We start from the raw sequence: 16,430 nt of genomic DNA on the forward strand, positions 1-16,430 counted from the left end.
AATTTCTCAGTGCCGTGCTGTCACGGCCGCGTTGCTGTCATGAACCGCTTACCTTCGCTTTTCCTGTCCCACGGCTCGCCCACGTTGCCGATCGATCCTTCGATGCCGTCCGCCGAGTTCGGCGCGCTCGGCACGCAATTGCCGCGTCCCGAGGCGATTCTGATGTTGTCGGCGCACTGGGGCACCGCCCAGCCACTCGCCAGCATCGCGACGGCGCCTGAAACCATCCACGATTTTTATGGCTTTCCGCGTCAGCTCTACGAAATCCAATACCCGGCACCGGGCGCACCCGATGTCGCGCGCAGCGCCGCCGCGCTGCTCGGCGCGAGCGGCATCGTCGCGGACGTGCAGCCGCACGGGCTCGACCACGGCGCATGGGTGCCGATGCTGCTGATGTTCCCGCAAGCGGACGTGCCGGTCGCGCAACTGTCGATCCAGCCGCACAAGGACGCCGCGCATCATTTCCGCGTCGGCCGGGCGCTGCGCGCGCTGAAAGACGAAGGCGTGATGGTGGTCGGCTCCGGTCAGATCACCCATAACCTGCGCGCCGCCGATTTCTCCGCTCGCCCGGAAGACGCCGATCCGCGCGTGAGCGAGTTCACCGACTGGTTTGAAGACAAGCTCGTCGCGCGCGATATCGACGCGCTGCTCGACTATCGCCGCCAGGCGCCGCACGCGGTGCTGATGCATCCGACCGACGAGCATCTGTTGCCGGTGTTCGCCGCCCTCGGCGCCGCCGACGACGACTATTCGCTTGCGATCCAGTCGCTCGGCACCTACCAGCGTTCGCTCGCAATGACCAACTACGTGTTCGGCACCGCCACCGCCTGATCCGCCGCGGAACCCGCCAGCCGCAACGACCAACGAAAAAGCCCGCCTGATCATCGATCAGGCGGGCTTTTTATCTACCGCGAAGGATCCGCTTCGAGCGGCCCCTTCGGTTGCGGCGAACGCTCAGTGCGCGCCGATACCTTCGAGCACTTCGTCGTGCACGAGCCGCTCGTCCAGATACTCCGAACGGTAGCCGCTGTTCACGCCCCAGAAGTAGAACACCAACGAGAAGGCGATCACGACGAGCATGTCCCAGCCGTACGGCAGGATGCCGAAGCCGCCGAACTCCTTGCTGCCGATAAGCGACAGGATCGCCATGATCGGAAGATACGCGACCAGCCACCAGGCTGCCTTCAGGTCACGCCCCCAGCCCTCGAAGCCCTGCTGGGCCTGGAAATAAAAGTACACCGGCAGCGCGACGACCATCAGCAGAATGATTTCGCCGGTCAGCGGCCACTTCGCCCAGTACAGGATCAGCGACGCGCAGACGAACGCGAACGGCGCAATCACCTTCATGCCGGCGATGTGCAGCGGACGCTCGAGATCGGTTGCCGCGCGACGCAGCGCCATCAGGCTGATCGGGCCGGTCAGGTACGAGATCACCGTCGCGACCGAGATCACCGCCGCGAGCGAACTCCAGCCGCGGAAGAAGAACAGGAAGATGAACGACACGAACAGGTTGAACCACATCGCCTGACGCGGCACGCCGTAGAACGGATGCACCTGGCCGAAAATTTTCGGCATCGTGTTGTTGCGCTCCATCGCGTAGATCATCCGCGTCGTGGTCGCCATATAGGTCGTACCGGTGCCGCTCGGGCTCACGAACGCGTCGACGTACAGCAGGAACGCAAGCCAGTTCAGGTTCAGCGCAATCGCCAGTTCCGCGAACGGCGAAGCGAAGTTGAAGTGGCTCCAGCCCTTCACCACGTCGGCCGGATTAACGGCGCCGATGTACGCGATCTGCAGCAGCACGTAGATCACGAGCGCGAGCAGGATCGAGCCGATCACCGCGAACGGCACGCTCCTGGCCGGATTGCGCGCTTCACCGGCCAGGTTGACCGGGCTCTGGAAACCGTTGAACGCGAACACGATCCCGCTCGTCGCGACCGCAGTCAGCACCGCCGACCAGCCGTACGGCGCGAACGTGCCCGTCTGGCCGAAGTTCTCGGTGTGGACGCCGGTCATCATCAGACCGACGATCGTCGCGCCCGGAATCAGGAACTTGAAGATGGTGATCGCCGAATTGGCGCGCGCGAACAGCTTGACGCCCCAGTAGTTGAGCAGGAAGTAGATGATCACGAGGCCGGCGGACAACAACAGACCGTTGGTGGTCAATGATCCGTCGACGAAGAGCGCATGCGCCCAAGGATAGGGCCACGTACTCATGTATTGGATCGATGCTTCGGCTTCGATCGGGATCACCGACACGATCGCGATCCAGTTGGCCCACGCGCTGATGAAACCGACCAGCGCGCCGTGCGAGTAGCGCGCATAGCGCACCATCCCGCCGGATTCCGGAAACATCGCGCCGAGTTCCGCGTAGGTCAGTGCAATCGCGAGAATCACGACCGCGCCGATGATCCATGCGCAAATTGCAGCGGGACCGGCAATCTTTGCAGCCTTCCACGCGCCGAACAGCCAGCCGGACCCGATGATCGAGCCGAGACCGGTCAGCATCAGCGCGAATGGCCCGATGTTCCGTTGTATAGAACTTTTCACGTCTTCTCCTAAATCAGAACCATGTCGGCACCGCGTCACATCGCTTGTGGCGGTGGCAACGGGTGACGCGCATGCAAGCGCGTCCAGATGCGGAACAGGTGCAACCGACGCGCGGCGCGTAGTTTAACGGTTGCACCGGGTTGCTGCAGTGAAACCGCCGGCCGACTAAGGGTTCTCCCTAGCAAAAAACCAGCCCGATACGCAAGCTTTGTAAGACCTCTTTGTAATAATCCACCAAAGTTTCGTGCAGACTGTTGACCTTCGCCCGAATTCGCCGTATAACGTTCCAGCAGGATTTCAAGTGGCGAGTGAAGTGGTTCTTTCGTAGTTCGCCCATCAACGGTACTCCGGTTGGTCCCATTACCCCCTTCCTTGATTTTCATGCACCCCGGGCTTCGGCCTTATTCACCATTTTTAGGAAAAAGTAATATGGAAACCGGTACCGTCAAGTGGTTCAACGACGCTAAGGGCTTTGGCTTCATCACTCCGGACGGCGGCGGTGAAGATCTGTTCGCGCATTTCTCGGAAATTCGCGTCGACGGCTTCAAGACGCTGCAAGAAAACCAGAAGGTCACGTTTGAAGTGAAGACGGGCCCGAAGGGCAAGCAAGCAGCTAACATCAAGCCGGTGTAAGCTTCTAGCTTCCTTCTGGACGCAAAAAACCCCGCCTTGGCGGGGTTTTTTATTTATCGGCGGCGAATCGAAATTAATGGATTAAATTTGCCGCATTCGCAATTCGCGGCGGATTATTTTTCCGATTATTCGCGATTATCCGAACACGCGTCGGGCATGAATTCCGAGGCCGGTCGCCACGCTCGCGAGACGGTCGCCGAACACCGCTTTCGCGTCCGGAAACGCCGCCGCCAGCGCGCCCGACAGAAACGCGAGGCCGGTCGAGCCGCCGGTGAAATAAATCGCGTTGAGCTCGCGCGGTGCGACACCCGCCGCCTGCACCGTATCGCGCGCAGCCTGCACGATGCGTCGCGTTTCATCCTCGCCGGCTTTGACGAGTTGCGCTTCGTCGAAGGCGAGGCGCAGATCCTCTTCCACTTGCTCGAGATCGATCACGGTCTCGCCGCCCGCTGCAACGCCGATCTTCGCCTCCTCCGCGTGCGCCGCGAGCGCGTGCCCAAAACGCTGCTCGACCACGCGCATCAGCCGGTCGTGGTGCTTCGTCTCGGTGAAAAGGTGCCGCATCAGCGCGAGGTCGCTGACGCGCTTCGGCGTGTAGACGGTATTGATCAGATGCCAGGTCGCGAGATCGAAATAGATCCGGTTCGGGATTTCGCGCCCTTGCGGATCGAGCGATTGGTAACCGAGTTCGCGCAGGATCGTCACGAGTTCGACCCGGCGGTCGAAGTCCGTACCCGCGACGTGCACACCGTGATGCGCGAGCACGTCGTCCTTGCGCTCGACGCGCTTCATCCGCTCCGGCCCCACTCGCACGAGCGAAAAGTCCGACGTACCGCCGCCGATGTCCGCCACAAGCACGAGTCCTTCGGCGCTCAGGTGCGATTCATAATCGAACGCAGCCGCGATCGGTTCATACTGAAAGTGGATGTCGCGCAAGCCGACCGTGCGCGCAGCGGCTTCGAGCTGTTGCTGCGCCATCTGGTCGGCGCGCGGATCGTCGTCGACGAAGAACACCGGGCGGCCCAGCACCGCGCGGTCGATCGCGCCGCCGGCGCTCGCTTCGGCCGCGCGCTTCAGATGGGTCAGGAACGTCGCGATCACGTCGGTGTACTTGATCGCACTGCCATCGCCGAGATCGGTCGTATTTTCGGCGAGTGGCGAGCCGAGAATGCTTTTCATCGAGCGCATCAGCCGGCCGTCGAAACCGTCGATGTAGGCGGCAAGCGCCGCGCGCCCGAATTCGGTGGTGTTTTCGTCGGTATTGAAGAAGACCGCGGTGGGCAGCGTCGTGTACGCGCCTTCGACCGGCGCCAGCTTTAGCTGCGGGCCGCTCGGAATCGCAACGGCCGAATTGGAAGTACCGAAGTCAATCGCGCAATAGTTCATGGCAGGAATGGCCGCTCACGGCTGGCGCGCACAGAAAGGGGAGCGGCTTTGTATCACGAAAACTCCGGCAGCATCAACTGAAGCTGACGGGACCGCGGCAAGATCGCGTGAAATCGTGGCGCGGAACGGATCTTGCTGCGTCCGACCGGATACGCCGCCCCATTTCGCCATCGAGGAGACTTCGCGTCATGAGCGTGCCGCCCACCGCCGCCGTCGATGACCACCACGCCATGCTGATCGAAACCGACCTGCCGTCGCGGCTAGACCGCCTGCCGTGGGGCCGCTTTCACACGCTGATCGTAGTCGCGCTCGGCGTGACGTGGTTGCTCGACGGGCTCGAAGTGACGCTTGCCGGCGCGGTCGCGAGCGCGCTGAAAACCAGCCCGGCGCTCAGCTTTTCGAATGCCGACGTCGGCCTCGCCGGCAGCGCGTACATTGCAGGCGCGGTGCTCGGCGCGCTCGGTTTCGGCTGGCTGACCGACCGACTCGGCCGCCGCAAGCTCTTTTTCATCACGCTGACGCTTTATCTGGCCGCGACCGCGGCGACCGCGCTGTCGTGGAATCTGATGAGCTTCATGCTGTTCCGTTTCCTGACCGGTGCGGGTATCGGCGGCGAATACACGGCAATCAACTCGACGATCCAGGAATTCACGCCGGCACGCGTGCGCGGCTGGACCGACCTCGGTATCAACGGCACTTTCTGGGTTGGCGCGGGGCTCGGCGCCGCGGGCTCGCTGGTGCTGCTCGACCCGCATCTGCTGCCTTCCGACTGGGGCTGGCGCGCGTGCTTTTTCATCGGCGCGGTGCTCGCGCTCGGGATTCTGCCGATGCGCATCTGGATACCTGAAAGCCCGCGCTGGCTGCTCACGCACGGTGACGAGCGCGATGCACGGACGATCGTCGAGGGCATCGAAACGCGTTTTCGCGACGACGGCCACACGCTCGCCGACGACGCCCTCACGCGGCTGCGCCTGCGCGCTCGCGACCACACGCCGTTGCGCGAGGTGTTCCATACGCTGTTCAACTTGCACCGGCGCCGCTCGCTGGTCGGTCTCACGTTGATGACCGCGCAGGCATTCTTTTACAACGCGATCTTTTTCACCTACGCGCTGGTCCTCACCGACTTTTATCACGTGCCGGGCGGCGACATCGGCTGGTATCTGCTGCCTTTCGCGCTCGGCAATTTCCTGGGGCCGCTCGTGCTCGGGCGGCTATTCGACGTGATCGGCCGACGCAAGATGATCGCCGCGACGTACGCGATGTCGGCGATCCTGCTGACGCTGTCGGGTTATCTGTTCGAGCAGCAACTGCTGACCGTCGTCACGCAGACGGTCGCCTGGATGGTGATTTTCTTCTTCGCGTCGGCGGCCGCGAGTTCCGCGTATCTGACCGTCAGCGAATCGTTTCCGCTCGAAATCCGCGCGCTCGCGATTGCCGTTTTCTATGCGTTCGGCACCGCGCTCGGCGGCATCATCGGGCCGGCGTTTTTCGGTCGGCTGATCGACACGCATCAGCGCAGCGAAGTGTTTTCGGGCTATCTGGTGGGCTCGGGGTTGATGCTCGCGGCGGCGCTCGTCGCGGCGATCTGGGGTGTCGACGCTGAGCGCAAGTCGCTCGAGCATGTCGCGGCGCCGCTGTCGAGCGTGACGGATGAAGAGTACGGCGTGCAGCGCGCCGATGAAAAACGCGCGGACCGTGCCGCGCGTACCTGACTGCCTGGCGAAGTCACGCGGCAAGCGCCGCGACTCCGTTGCTCAGAACGCCTTCTTCCAGCCGCCGCCGTACGCGATTTCCGCGAGCGCCGCGCGCTGACGCGGCGCCTTCTCGCGTTCGCGCAGGACCGGGTCCAGTTTGTCGACGTCGCCGTAATGGCCAAGCGAGATCATCGCGATCGGCTCGACGTCTTGCGGCAATTCGAAGGTGGTGCGGAACGCGTTCACGTCGAAGCCGCTCATCTGGTGCGCGGCAAGGCCGAGCGCGTGCGCCTGCAGCACCAGCGCCATCGCCGCCGCGCCCGCGTCATAGAGCGCGCAGCGATTGACGTCGCCCTTGTTGGACAAGGTGTGCGCGGTCACCGCGATCAGCACCGGCGCGGGCGCATTCCAGCCTTGGTTAAACGGCACCAGCGTGGCGAAAGCCTTCTGGAACGCGACTTCATCGACGCTGCGATCGAATACGACAAAACGCCAGGGCTGCGCGTTATACGAGGACGGCGCCCAGCGCGCCGCTTCGAGCACGGCGCGCAATTGATCGCGGCTCACCGGCTCGCTCGAATACGCGCGCGGGCTCCAGCGGCCTGCAATCAGCTCGTGAATGGCAACTTCGGTTGGGGCGGGTTTCTTGGCCATGCGTTTCTCTCGGTAGAAATTCATGATCGTCGGGCGGTTGCCCGAGGCCACATAGCATAACGGGCTTTCGATGCGCGTTCCAACTTGCAGCACGGCGCTATGCGCGCTGGCTGAAAAGCGCGCACGGCCCGTGATGGGGCCGTGCGCCGTTGCATTACTGACGGCGAATCTGCGCGGTCCGCGAAGGCGATTCAGATTGCCTGCGGCGCCGGCACTTTGGCCGGGCGGTTGATGCGCAGCACGATCACGGCGGCGATCAGGCACAAGCCGCCGGAAATCATCGAGGCGACCGTATAAGTGCCCAGGCTCGCGCGCAGCATGCCCGCGCCGAGCGCCGCGAACGCCGCGCCGAGCTGGTGGCCGGCGACCACCCAGCCGAACACGATCGGCGCCGATTCCTTGCCGTAGACGTCGGTGGCGAGACGCACGGTCGGCGGCACCGTGGCGATCCAGTCGAGACCGTAGAACACCGCGAACAGCGGCAACCCGAAAAAGTCGATGCCGAACGCGTGCGGCAGATACATCAGCGACAGGCCGCGCAGCCCGTAGTACCAGAACAGCAGCACGCGGCTATTGAAGCGATCCGACAGCCAGCCCGACAGCGTGGTGCCGAACAGGTCGAACACGCCCATCGCCGCGAGCAACGACGCGCCCTGCACTTCGGTCATGCCATAGTCGCCGCACATCGCGATCAGATGGGTGCCGACATAGCCATTGGTGCTCGCGCCGCAAATGAAGAAGCTGAAGAACAGCAGCCAGAAATCGCGCGTTTTGCTCGCCGACGCGAGCGTGCCGAACGCGATCGCGAGCGGGTTCTGCCTGGTGATGCTCGTGGTAATCGGCGCGTCGTGTGGTTCGCCGTATGGGCGCAGTTGCATGTCGGCCGGATGCTCGGGCAGCAGGAACGCGACGAGCGGAATCACGATGCCCGCCGCGAGCGCGACCACCCACACGACTTGGCGCCAGCCGTAATGCTCGGCGACGGCCGCGAGCAGCGGCAGGAACACCAGTTGGCCGGTCGCCGAACTGGCGGTCAGGATACCCATCACGAGACCGCGGCGCGTAGTGAACCAGCGCGTCACGACGGTCGCCGACAGCGACAGCGCCGCGACCCCGGTCGATCCGCCGACCATCACACCCCAGATCAGCACCATCTGCCACGGATGCGCCATCAGCGACGACAGCGCGACGCCCGCGGCCATCGTACCGAGCGCCGCAAGCAGCGTCGGACGTACACCGAAGCGCTGCATCGCGGCGGCCGCGAACGGCCCCATCAGCCCGTACAGCGCGATGTTCACGGAGATCGCGAGCGAAATCGTCGCGCGGCTCCAGCCGAACTGGTGCTCGAGCGGCACCATCATCACGCTCGGCGTCGCGCGCGTACCCGCCGCCGCGAGCAACACCAGAAACACCACGGCGACGGTCAACCAGCCATAGTGGAAACGTCCGCCTATCAGTCGCGCAGCCCAGTTCATCGGTTCTCCAATCGACGCGGCCGGGGTGGCGGCATCGTTCGTATTGTTACGGCTTCGGTAAATGATTTGTGACAGATCAGTCACAATGGTGTTGCGATGTTAGTTACTGGTCGGTAACATGTCAAGGCGTCAATTTCATTCGGGTGACTTGCCATGTCCGACAGCGAAACTCTCAAGCCCGCCGCTACTCGCTCGCGGCGTGCGCGCGGCGCACAGACCGCGGGGCCGCAGGCGCAGCAGCATCTGCTGCGCGCGGCTAGCGAGTTGTTCTATCGCGAGGGCGTGCGCACCGTCGGCGTCGATGCGGTGGTCGAGCGCGCGGGTGTGAACAAAATGAGCCTGTACCGGCAGTTTTCGTCGAAGGACGAGCTGGTGATGGCGTATCTGGAACAGAAGGACGAGCAGTTCTTCGGCTACGTCGAGAAGAGTTTCGCCAAGCATCCGGGCGAGCCGGCGAAGCAGCTTCAGCAGTACTTCGACGACCTCGCGGTGCGCGCCTCGGTCGACCATTACCGCGGCTGCCCGTTCGTAAACGTGTCGGTGGAGTTTTCGGATACCGCGCATCCGGCGCGGCAATTCGTGTTCCGCAATAAGCAGCGCTTGATGGCGCGCCTCGTCGAACTGTCGACGGCGGCCGGCGCCGACGATCCGCAAGCGCTCGCCGATGGGCTCGGCCTGCTGATCGAGGGCGTGTACGCGGCGAGCCAGACTTACGGGCCGGGCTGCGGGCCGATCCTCGCCGCGCCGCGAGTCGCCGCGCAGTTGATTGCGGCCGCTTGCGCGAAGAAGCAGGCTCGCTGAGTCAGTCCGTCGACTGGGTCCTTTAGAATTGCGCGTTTCCCCGTCTCATCCTTCCGCCATGCCGTTGCCCGCCGAATCCCACGATGCCGTTATCGCCACGACCCGTCACTGGCTGACCGAGGTCGTGATCGGCTTGAACCTGTGTCCGTTCGCAAAGGCTGTGCATGTGAAGGAGCAGATTCGCTATGCGGTCAGCGAAGCGGACACGCTCGAAGCGGTACTCACCGACCTGGAAGCCGAACTGCAGACGCTCGTCGCCGCCGACCCCGTCGCTATCGACACGACGCTGCTGATCCTGCCGCGTGCGTTCGGCGACTTTCTCGACTTCAACGACTGCCTGTTCTTCGCCGACCGCCTGATCCAGCAACTGCGGCTCGAAGGCGTGATTCAGATCGCGAGCTTTCATCCGCACTACCAGTTCGAAGGCAGCGAGCCCGACGACATCGAAAACTACACGAACCGGGCGCCGTATCCGATCCTGCATCTGCTGCGTGAAGACAGCATCGAGCGAGCCGTGCAGGCCTTTCCCGACGCGGAAGAGATTTACGAGCGCAATCAGGAAACGCTGCGGCGCATTGGCCTCAAAGGCTGGGATGCGTTGATGAAACGCTAGGTGAAGCGCCAGGCTGCGCCTCAGGCCGGCACGAAAAAACGCTCCTTAAGCGCATCGAGTCCGAGCGTGTCCAGCACTTCGCCGAGCCGCTCAGCCGGCCGGCGCCGCGGCAAATCCTTGTACTGCGCGATGATCAGCTCGTTTTTCATCGAGTGTTCCCAGCCGACCAGCTCGGTCACACTGACCTGATAGCCATGCGCTTCGAGCTGCAGGCAGCGCAGCACGTTCGTAATCTGACTGCCGAATTCGCGCGTGTGCAGCGGATGCCGCCAGATTTCCGTGAGCGCGTTCTTCAGAGCCTTGCCTTTGTTCTGCCGCAGCACGCCGGCCACCTCGGCCTGGCAGCACGGCACGACGACGATGTACTTCGCGTGCTTTTGGAGCGCGAAACGGATTGCGTCGTCGGTCGCGGTATTGCACGCGTGCAGCGCGGTCACGATGTCGATTTCGGCGGGCAGCCGCGTCGAGGTGATCGACTCCGCCACCGACAAATTCAAAAACGACATCCCCTTGAAGCCGAGCCGCGCCGCCAGTTCTTCGGACTTCGTCACCAGTTCCTCGCGCGTTTCGATGCCATAAATGTGCGAAGCCCCACCAGCGGCGTCCTGAAACTCCTTGAAAAACAGGTCGTACAGGATAAAACCGAGGTATGACTTGCCCGCGCCGTGATCGACGAGCGTCAGCGAACCCTGCTGGTCCTTCAGGTCCTTGAGCAGCGGCTCGATGAACTGGAACAGGTGGTAGACCTGCTTTAGCTTGCGACGACTGTCCTGATTCATCTTGCCGTCGCGCGTGAGGATGTGAAGTTCTTTGAGCAGTTCGACGGACTGGTTGGGACGGATTTCGTGGGTTTTGCCGGACATCGTGTGGGTCGCCATCAATTGCAGCGCGAACGTGCGACAGATGACGGAAAAAGAGAAAAGTTACTGCCAGTTTACCCAAACTGCGGCATTCCCAGCGAGCACGCCGCGCGGACCACGCGACATAGGTGCTCTGCTGGGAACACTTCCTGCTCGACAGGCGCTGCGCGGAAGTGTCTCGAGAATGGCTGAAAACAGCTTGCGCGCCGGCGGAGCCCGCGGGTGCAAGCCGTGTCGCCGAAAACAGGAGGCTGTCCGGTCGTGCGACCGGACACGCGAACCGGATGCATGTGGGGAGAGCGGTCCCGCAACGCGGGCCGAACGTTACGTAACCAGCAGCGGCCGGCTTTGCTACCGGTCGCGCGCTCGGAAGATCACCGAAGAGGCGGCAATGGATACGGTACCCAACGGAAATGTCGAACAGAAGTTTCAGGAAATGCTTGCGAAGCTCACCACCGCGCCGGCATGGTCGGAGAAACAGCAACTCGAACTGGAGATGGCTCGCGATATCTCCACGGAAATGCTGCGGCTCGCCGAGGTCATGCGAGACGGCAACGTCGACCTCGAAACTTGCCTCACGATGCTCAAGTACGCCAAAGTGCTCGACTTCGTGATGACGACGCTCGCGTCGCGACGCGACATCAAGCCGCAGACGTTGCGGGTGATCTTCAAGCTCGCCGGGCTGAAGGTCGATGAGGCGTATCCGGGTTAGCGCGTCGGCATGTTGGTTAGGATGGCTTGGTATCGCGTTTCGCGTGTGACCAAAAGACTGCTGCAACACGACCGCGCGCGGGCGGCTAGATGCCGCTCGCGACGCGGGCTTCCACACTCCCCTTGGCGGGTATCTCAAGCGCGCGGCGCCTCGGCGGGCGGCGTTCCCTCATGAAATAGCGTCTTCAGCTGCGCGCGCAGCTCCGGCGAATCCGCGTGCTTGTGAACGCTGACGGCATGCTGGACCGCGGCTTCGAGCAGTTCGCTGTCGCTGTCGGCGGACATCGCGACGGTGCAGTTCATTTCGCTCGGAAATTCGCGGCAGTCGATGTATTTGCGGGTCATGACAATCTCCTTGAACCAGACGATCGAGGAAGATGTGTGAAAAGTATAGGTCGCGCGCAGCGCGAGCCAAGCGGTGAAAGCAGTTCGACCGCGTCGACGGCGTTTGCCGCGCGCCGCGCGCGGTGTGACAATAACGCCCTTCGCGCCGCCCGTCCGTTCGGTTGCTGGCGGCGAAGCGCCCTTGTTCCCCCGCAGATCCGCCGAACCGCATGCCCTCCTCGCTCGATTCCGCCCGCGTCGCCGTAATCGGCGGCGGCCCCGCCGGCCTGATGGCCGCCGAGACGCTTGCCCGGCGCGGCGTGCAAGTCCACGTACATGACGCGATGCCGTCGGTCGGCCGCAAATTCCTGATGGCGGGCAAAGGCGGCATGAACATCACGCATTCGGAAGCGCTCGAGCCGTTTCTCGACCGCTACGGCACGCGCCGCGAGCGCATCGCGCCGCTGCTCGACGCGTTCGGTCCCGACGCGCTGCGCGCCTGGTTGCGCGAATTGGGTGTCGAGACGTTCGTCGGCAGTTCGGGGCGCGTGTTTCCGTCCGACATGAAGGCCGCGCCGATGCTGCGCGCGTGGCTGCATCGACTGCGCGAAGCGGGCGTGCGGTTCCACATGCGTCACAAATGGAACGGCTGGGTCTCAGTGTCCGAAGACAACGCTGCGCACGCGCTGCGCTTCGCCACGCCCGATGGTGAGCAGACGGCGAGCTACGACGCGGTCGTGTTCGCGCTCGGCGGCGGCAGTTGGCCGCGGCTCGGCTCCGACGCCGCGTGGGTGCCGCTGATGATGTCGCGCGACGTCCCGGTGATGCCGTTGCGCCCTGCGAATTGCGGCTTCGACGCGGACTGGAGCCCGTATCTGCGCGAGCGTTTCGCTGGTCAGCCGATCAAGACGATCGCGATTTCCTTCACCGATGTAGACGGAAAAGTCCACAATCGACAAGGTGAAATACTTCTGACCGAAACAGGCCTCGAAGGGAGTCTGATTTACGCGCTGTCGGCGCCGATCCGCGAGCGGATTCTGGCCGACGGCGAGCTCACCATCGCGCTGGATCTCGCGCCAGGCTTGCCGCTCGAGCGGGTCATCGAGGAAGTGACGCGGCCGCGCGGCTCACGCTCGATTGCGAGTCATCTGCATGGGCGGATTGGCATCGGCGGGGTCAAGCTGGCGCTGTTGCACGAGATTCTGTCGAAAGAAGCATTCGCCGATGCGCGCGGTCTCGCCCACGCGATCAAGGCGCTGCCGTTGCGACTGCTGCGCGCGCGACCGATCGACGAAGCGATCAGCACGGCGGGCGGCATCCCGTTCGAGGCGCTGGACGCACATTTGATGATCGACCGGATGCCCGGCGCATTCTGTGCGGGCGAAATGCTCGACTGGGAAGCACCGACCGGCGGTTATCTGCTGACGGCCTGTTTTGCCAGCGGGCTCGTGGCCGGCCGGGGCGCATGCGCGTATCTCGAAGCGCGCCGCGCATCGGCGTGACGCACGCACTCGCCGTCACCGCACCTTGAGCCGCCACAACGACGTGATCTCGGCCGCTCGCGCAACATACAGCGGATCGTTCTGATCACTGGCCTTCGGATGCCGTGGACGAATATCCTCGCGTCCCACCACACTGAGCCCCGCGTGCTCGATCGCCGCCAGCAGCCATGCGCGCGTGCGCAACCCGAGATGCTCGGCGAAATCCGAAATGATCAGCCAGCCTTCGCCGCCCGGCGTCAGATGATCGGCGAGGCCGTTCAGGAAGCCGAGCAGCATGCGGCTGTCAGGATCATAGACCGCGTATTCGAGCGGCGACGCGGGCCGCGCCGGCACCCACGGCGGATTGCAGACGACGAGCGGCGCCCGACCGTCCGGAAACAGATCGGCCTGCACGATCTCGACCTGCCCGGCGTAGCCCAGGCGTGCGAGATTTTCACGCGCACACACCAGCGCGCGCTCATCCTGATCCGTTGCGACGATCTTGCGCACGCCGCGTTTGGCCAGCAGCGCGGCCAGCACGCCGGTGCCGGTGCCGATATCGAACGCGAGATCCAGCGACGGCAGCGCGGCGCGCGCGACCAGATCGACGTACTCGCCACGCACCGGTGAGAACACGCCGTAGTGCGGATGAATGCGCTCGCCGAGCGCCGCGATCTCGACACCCTTCTTGCGCCATTCGTGCGCGCCGATCAAACCGAGCAACTCGCGCAACGACACCACCGACGCCTCGCCGGTCGCCGGTCCGTACGCTTCGGTGCAGGCCTGCCGCACGTCGGGCGCGCGGCGCAGGGAAATGCCGTAGTCGGCATCGAGCGGAATCAGAATCATGCCGAGCGTGCGGGCGCGCTGCGACTGCGCCTGCCGATGCAGGTTGAACGCGTCGAGCGGTGTCGCTCCCTGCTTGCGCGCCTTGCGTTCGAGTCGGCGCGTGACCGCCTGCAACAGTTGGCGCGCGTTCTGGAAGTCGCCGTGCCACAACAGCGCGGTGCCTTCGCAGGCGAGGCGGTAGGCCGAATCGGCGGTGGAGCGGTCGTCGGCGACGACGACGCGCTTCGGCGGCGGCACGGCCGCTTCGGAGCGCCAGCGTGCGGTGCGCGGGCCGTCGGCTTCGGGCCAGGTGAGAGTTGCGGGGTTGGTCATGGTGCAATTGAGTCGATCTGACGTCGCCGGCGACGTGGACCGCGGCAGCGGACCGGAACGTCTGGCGGCTGCCCGCCATCCCGGGCGACGCCCGAATAGTACAGTACCGCCGCCGTGCGGCTTCGCGGCGCCGCATGGATCGGTGACGATGATCAGGTAAGTTTAGACGCGCCAAATGTAGACAATAAAGTCCATGATCGACAAGGTGAAAGAGTTAGCGTGATTTTTGAGCCGTCAGGCGGCGCACCCCAAGGCATGGGCGCACTTTAGCGGGTCGATTGCAGACCAAAAAGTCTACAATCGACAAGGTGAAAGAGATATTGTGATTTTTTGAGCCATTCAGTGACTCACCTCAAACGGCGGTGCAGCCGAAGTTCAGCGACTAAATACTAAAGAGTCCACGATCGACAAGGTGAAGGAGATTGCGTGATGTTTGAGCCATCGAACGGCGCACCTTGGCCCGCACTGCATTTAGGCCCGCCGATTACAGATTAAAAAGTCTACTGTGGACAAGGTGAAAGAGATATCGTGATTTCTGAGCTACCCAGCGGCTCACCTCACACCGCATCCAACGTGGCTTTCGTCATATCGCCGGCAGCACGCAGCACGCTGGACAGGCTCGACGCTGCGGATGGACGGCGGCGAGGTCAAATCGGTCTAGCTCGGCGACTCGACTGCCGAAAAAAGAAAAACCCCGCCGAAGCGTGTGCTTCGACGGGGTTTTCAAGCATTTCCAGTTACTGCTGATAAAACAATCTGGTGCCGGCTGCAGGACTCGAACCCGCCACCTCATGATTACAAGTCAAGCGCTCTACCTGATGAGCTAAGCCGGCATGAGGCCGTGATTCTACTTCATTTCACGATCTTAAGGCGAGCCCTTCCGCCACCTTTCGAGCCATCGTCGTCGGGTTGCGGTTTGTCGTCGGCGTCGCTGGCCGCAGCCGGGTCGGCCGGCGCGGTTTCGACGGCGCGCGGCGCCGCCGGCGTGTCCGCTTCGTCCGCGGCATCCGCGCCCGAATCCTGAGCCTCGCCGCCCGCCGATTCGACCGGGAACGCCATACCTTGGCCGTTCTCGCGCGCGTAGATCGCCAGAATATTGGCGACCGGCACTTCGATCTTGTGCGACTTGCCGGAAAAGCGCGCGTTGAACTCGATCCAGTCGTTGCCCATCTGCAACTGGCTGGTCGCCTCGAAGCTGATGTTCAACACGATCTCGTTGTCTCGCACGAACTGACGCGGCACGCGCGTCTGATTGTCGACGCGGACCGCGATGTGCGGTGTGTAGCCGTTATCCGTGCACCACTCGTAGAGCGCGCGCAGCAGATAAGGCTTCGTGGAAATCTCTTGCATCAACAGTCCTCTTGCGGGCGCGGGCGCGCATCGAAGCAATGCGGCGCCCGCACACCAAAGCCAAACTCAACGACGCATCACCTTTTCCGACGGCGTCAGCGCTTCGATATAAGCCGGGCGGCTGAAAATGCGCTCGGCGTACTTCATCAGCGGCGCGGCGTTCTTCGACAGCTCGATACCGTAGTGGTCGAGGCGCCACAAGAGCGGTGCGATCGCGACGTCGAGCATCGAGAACTCTTCGCCGAGCATGTACTTGTTCTTCAGGAAGATCGGCGCGAGCTGCGTCAGGCGATCGCGGATCGCGAGGCGCGCCTTCTCGTGATTCTTCTCCGCTGCCTTGCCCTTCTCGTTTTCGAGTGTGCCGACGTGGACAAACAGCTCTTTCTCGAAGTTGAGCAGGAACAGGCGTGCCCGCGCGCGTTGCACCGGATCGGCCGGCATCAGCTGCGGGTGCGGGAAGCGCTCGTCGATGTACTCGTTGATGATGTTCGATTCGTACAGAATCAGGTCCCGTTCGACGAGAATCGGCACCTGACCATACGGATTCATCACGGCGATGTCTTCCGGCTTGTTGAACAGGTCGACGTCGCGGATCTCGAAGTCCATGCCCTTTTCGAACAACACCAGCCGGCAACGCTGGGAGAACGGGCAAGTAGTGCCGGAATACAGAACCATCATGTTTACGTTTCCTCAAAAAGCTGAAGGGCCAGCGCACGGAAAAACCGTTCAGCAGGTCT

At 63.3% G+C, this 16,430-nt stretch carries 16 protein-coding genes and 1 tRNA gene; 7 read left to right on the forward strand and 10 right to left on the reverse strand.

The features are described 5' to 3' along the window. Positions 1–39: 39 nt before the first annotated feature. Positions 40–831 (forward strand): class III extradiol ring-cleavage dioxygenase, encoded by a 792-nt coding sequence (locus AB3X95_RS30755; RefSeq protein WP_176124301.1) that lies wholly within the window; start codon positions 40–42, stop codon positions 829–831. A gap of 123 nt (positions 832–954) precedes the next feature. Here AB3X95_RS30755 and AB3X95_RS30760 read toward each other — a convergent pair whose 3' ends face one another. Then, on the reverse strand, positions 955–2,550 hold the full coding sequence (locus AB3X95_RS30760; protein ID WP_176124300.1) for an APC family permease: 1,596 nt from the start codon (positions 2,548–2,550) through the stop codon (positions 955–957). A gap of 429 nt (positions 2,551–2,979) precedes the next feature. Between AB3X95_RS30760 and AB3X95_RS30765 the strand changes: the two genes are divergently transcribed. Further along, positions 2,980–3,183 carry a cold-shock protein gene (locus AB3X95_RS30765; protein WP_013090665.1) on the forward strand — a complete coding sequence of 68 codons (204 nt, stop codon included), beginning with the start codon at positions 2,980–2,982 and terminating at the stop codon, positions 3,181–3,183. Between the two features lie 135 nt (positions 3,184–3,318). Here the strand turns inward: AB3X95_RS30765 and AB3X95_RS30770 are convergent, their stop codons facing one another. Further along, positions 3,319–4,569, reverse strand: a complete 1,251-nt coding sequence (locus AB3X95_RS30770; RefSeq protein WP_368623316.1) for an Hsp70 family protein — start codon at positions 4,567–4,569, stop codon at positions 3,319–3,321. A 188-nt stretch (positions 4,570–4,757) separates the two neighbouring features. On the opposite strand from AB3X95_RS30770, the gene AB3X95_RS30775 reads away from it, so the two are divergent. Next, positions 4,758–6,281, forward strand: a complete 1,524-nt coding sequence (locus AB3X95_RS30775) for an MFS transporter (RefSeq protein WP_176124298.1) — start codon at positions 4,758–4,760, stop codon at positions 6,279–6,281. A gap of 42 nt (positions 6,282–6,323) precedes the next feature. On the opposite strand, the gene AB3X95_RS30780 is transcribed toward AB3X95_RS30775, so the two are convergent. Then, positions 6,324–6,917 (reverse strand): nitroreductase family protein, encoded by a 594-nt coding sequence (locus AB3X95_RS30780; protein WP_368623317.1) that lies wholly within the window; start codon positions 6,915–6,917, stop codon positions 6,324–6,326. Between the two features lie 191 nt (positions 6,918–7,108). Next, positions 7,109–8,392: an MFS transporter gene (locus AB3X95_RS30785; protein ID WP_176124296.1), complete on the reverse strand. Its 1,284-nt coding sequence runs from the start codon at positions 8,390–8,392 to the stop codon at positions 7,109–7,111. A 153-nt stretch (positions 8,393–8,545) separates the two neighbouring features. Here AB3X95_RS30785 and AB3X95_RS30790 point away from each other — a divergent pair, with 153 nt between their 5' ends. Together AB3X95_RS30790 and AB3X95_RS30795 are read left to right on the forward strand one after the other, a co-directional pair. Then, positions 8,546–9,193: a TetR/AcrR family transcriptional regulator gene (locus tag AB3X95_RS30790; RefSeq protein WP_176124295.1), complete on the forward strand. Its 648-nt coding sequence runs from the start codon at positions 8,546–8,548 to the stop codon at positions 9,191–9,193. 58 nt (positions 9,194–9,251) lie between these two features. After that, entirely contained in the window at positions 9,252–9,806 is a 555-nt protein-coding gene (locus AB3X95_RS30795; RefSeq protein WP_176124294.1) for a DUF1415 domain-containing protein, read from the forward strand. 20 nt (positions 9,807–9,826) lie between these two features. Here the strand turns inward: AB3X95_RS30795 and AB3X95_RS30800 are convergent, their stop codons facing one another. Next, a complete protein-coding gene (locus AB3X95_RS30800) occupies positions 9,827–10,669 on the reverse strand; it encodes an SAM-dependent methyltransferase (protein ID WP_368623318.1) in 843 nt (280 codons plus the stop codon). 388 nt (positions 10,670–11,057) lie between these two features. Here AB3X95_RS30800 and AB3X95_RS30805 point away from each other — a divergent pair, with 388 nt between their 5' ends. Continuing rightward, complete coding sequence (locus AB3X95_RS30805) at positions 11,058–11,378, forward strand: hypothetical protein (RefSeq protein ID WP_013090673.1); 321 nt, start codon at positions 11,058–11,060, stop codon at positions 11,376–11,378. 134 nt (positions 11,379–11,512) lie between these two features. On the opposite strand, the gene AB3X95_RS30810 is transcribed toward AB3X95_RS30805, so the two are convergent. Further along, on the reverse strand, positions 11,513–11,722 hold the full coding sequence (locus AB3X95_RS30810) for a DUF1059 domain-containing protein (protein ID WP_176124292.1): 210 nt from the start codon (positions 11,720–11,722) through the stop codon (positions 11,513–11,515). A 209-nt stretch (positions 11,723–11,931) separates the two neighbouring features. Here AB3X95_RS30810 and AB3X95_RS30815 point away from each other — a divergent pair, with 209 nt between their 5' ends. Beyond that, positions 11,932–13,203, forward strand: a complete 1,272-nt coding sequence (locus tag AB3X95_RS30815) for a TIGR03862 family flavoprotein (RefSeq protein WP_368623319.1) — start codon at positions 11,932–11,934, stop codon at positions 13,201–13,203. Positions 13,204–13,218: 15 nt separating this feature from the next. Here AB3X95_RS30815 and AB3X95_RS30820 read toward each other — a convergent pair whose 3' ends face one another. The 4 genes from AB3X95_RS30820 to AB3X95_RS30835 form a co-directional block, all read right to left on the reverse strand. Beyond that, positions 13,219–14,343: a methyltransferase gene (locus tag AB3X95_RS30820; protein ID WP_368623320.1), complete on the reverse strand. Its 1,125-nt coding sequence runs from the start codon at positions 14,341–14,343 to the stop codon at positions 13,219–13,221. Between the two features lie 757 nt (positions 14,344–15,100). Continuing rightward, positions 15,101–15,176, reverse strand: a tRNA-Thr gene (locus AB3X95_RS30825). Positions 15,177–15,195: 19 nt separating this feature from the next. Further along, positions 15,196–15,693, reverse strand: coding sequence for a ClpXP protease specificity-enhancing factor (locus AB3X95_RS30830; protein WP_176124289.1), 498 nt, complete (start codon positions 15,691–15,693; stop codon positions 15,196–15,198). A 66-nt stretch (positions 15,694–15,759) separates the two neighbouring features. After that, positions 15,760–16,371 carry a glutathione S-transferase N-terminal domain-containing protein gene (locus tag AB3X95_RS30835; protein ID WP_006052302.1) on the reverse strand — a complete coding sequence of 204 codons (612 nt, stop codon included), beginning with the start codon at positions 16,369–16,371 and terminating at the stop codon, positions 15,760–15,762. Positions 16,372–16,430 lie beyond the last annotated feature (59 nt).

The organism is Paraburkholderia sp. BR13444 (assembly GCF_040948755.1).
GTDB lineage: Bacteria > Pseudomonadota > Gammaproteobacteria > Burkholderiales > Burkholderiaceae > Paraburkholderia > Paraburkholderia youngii.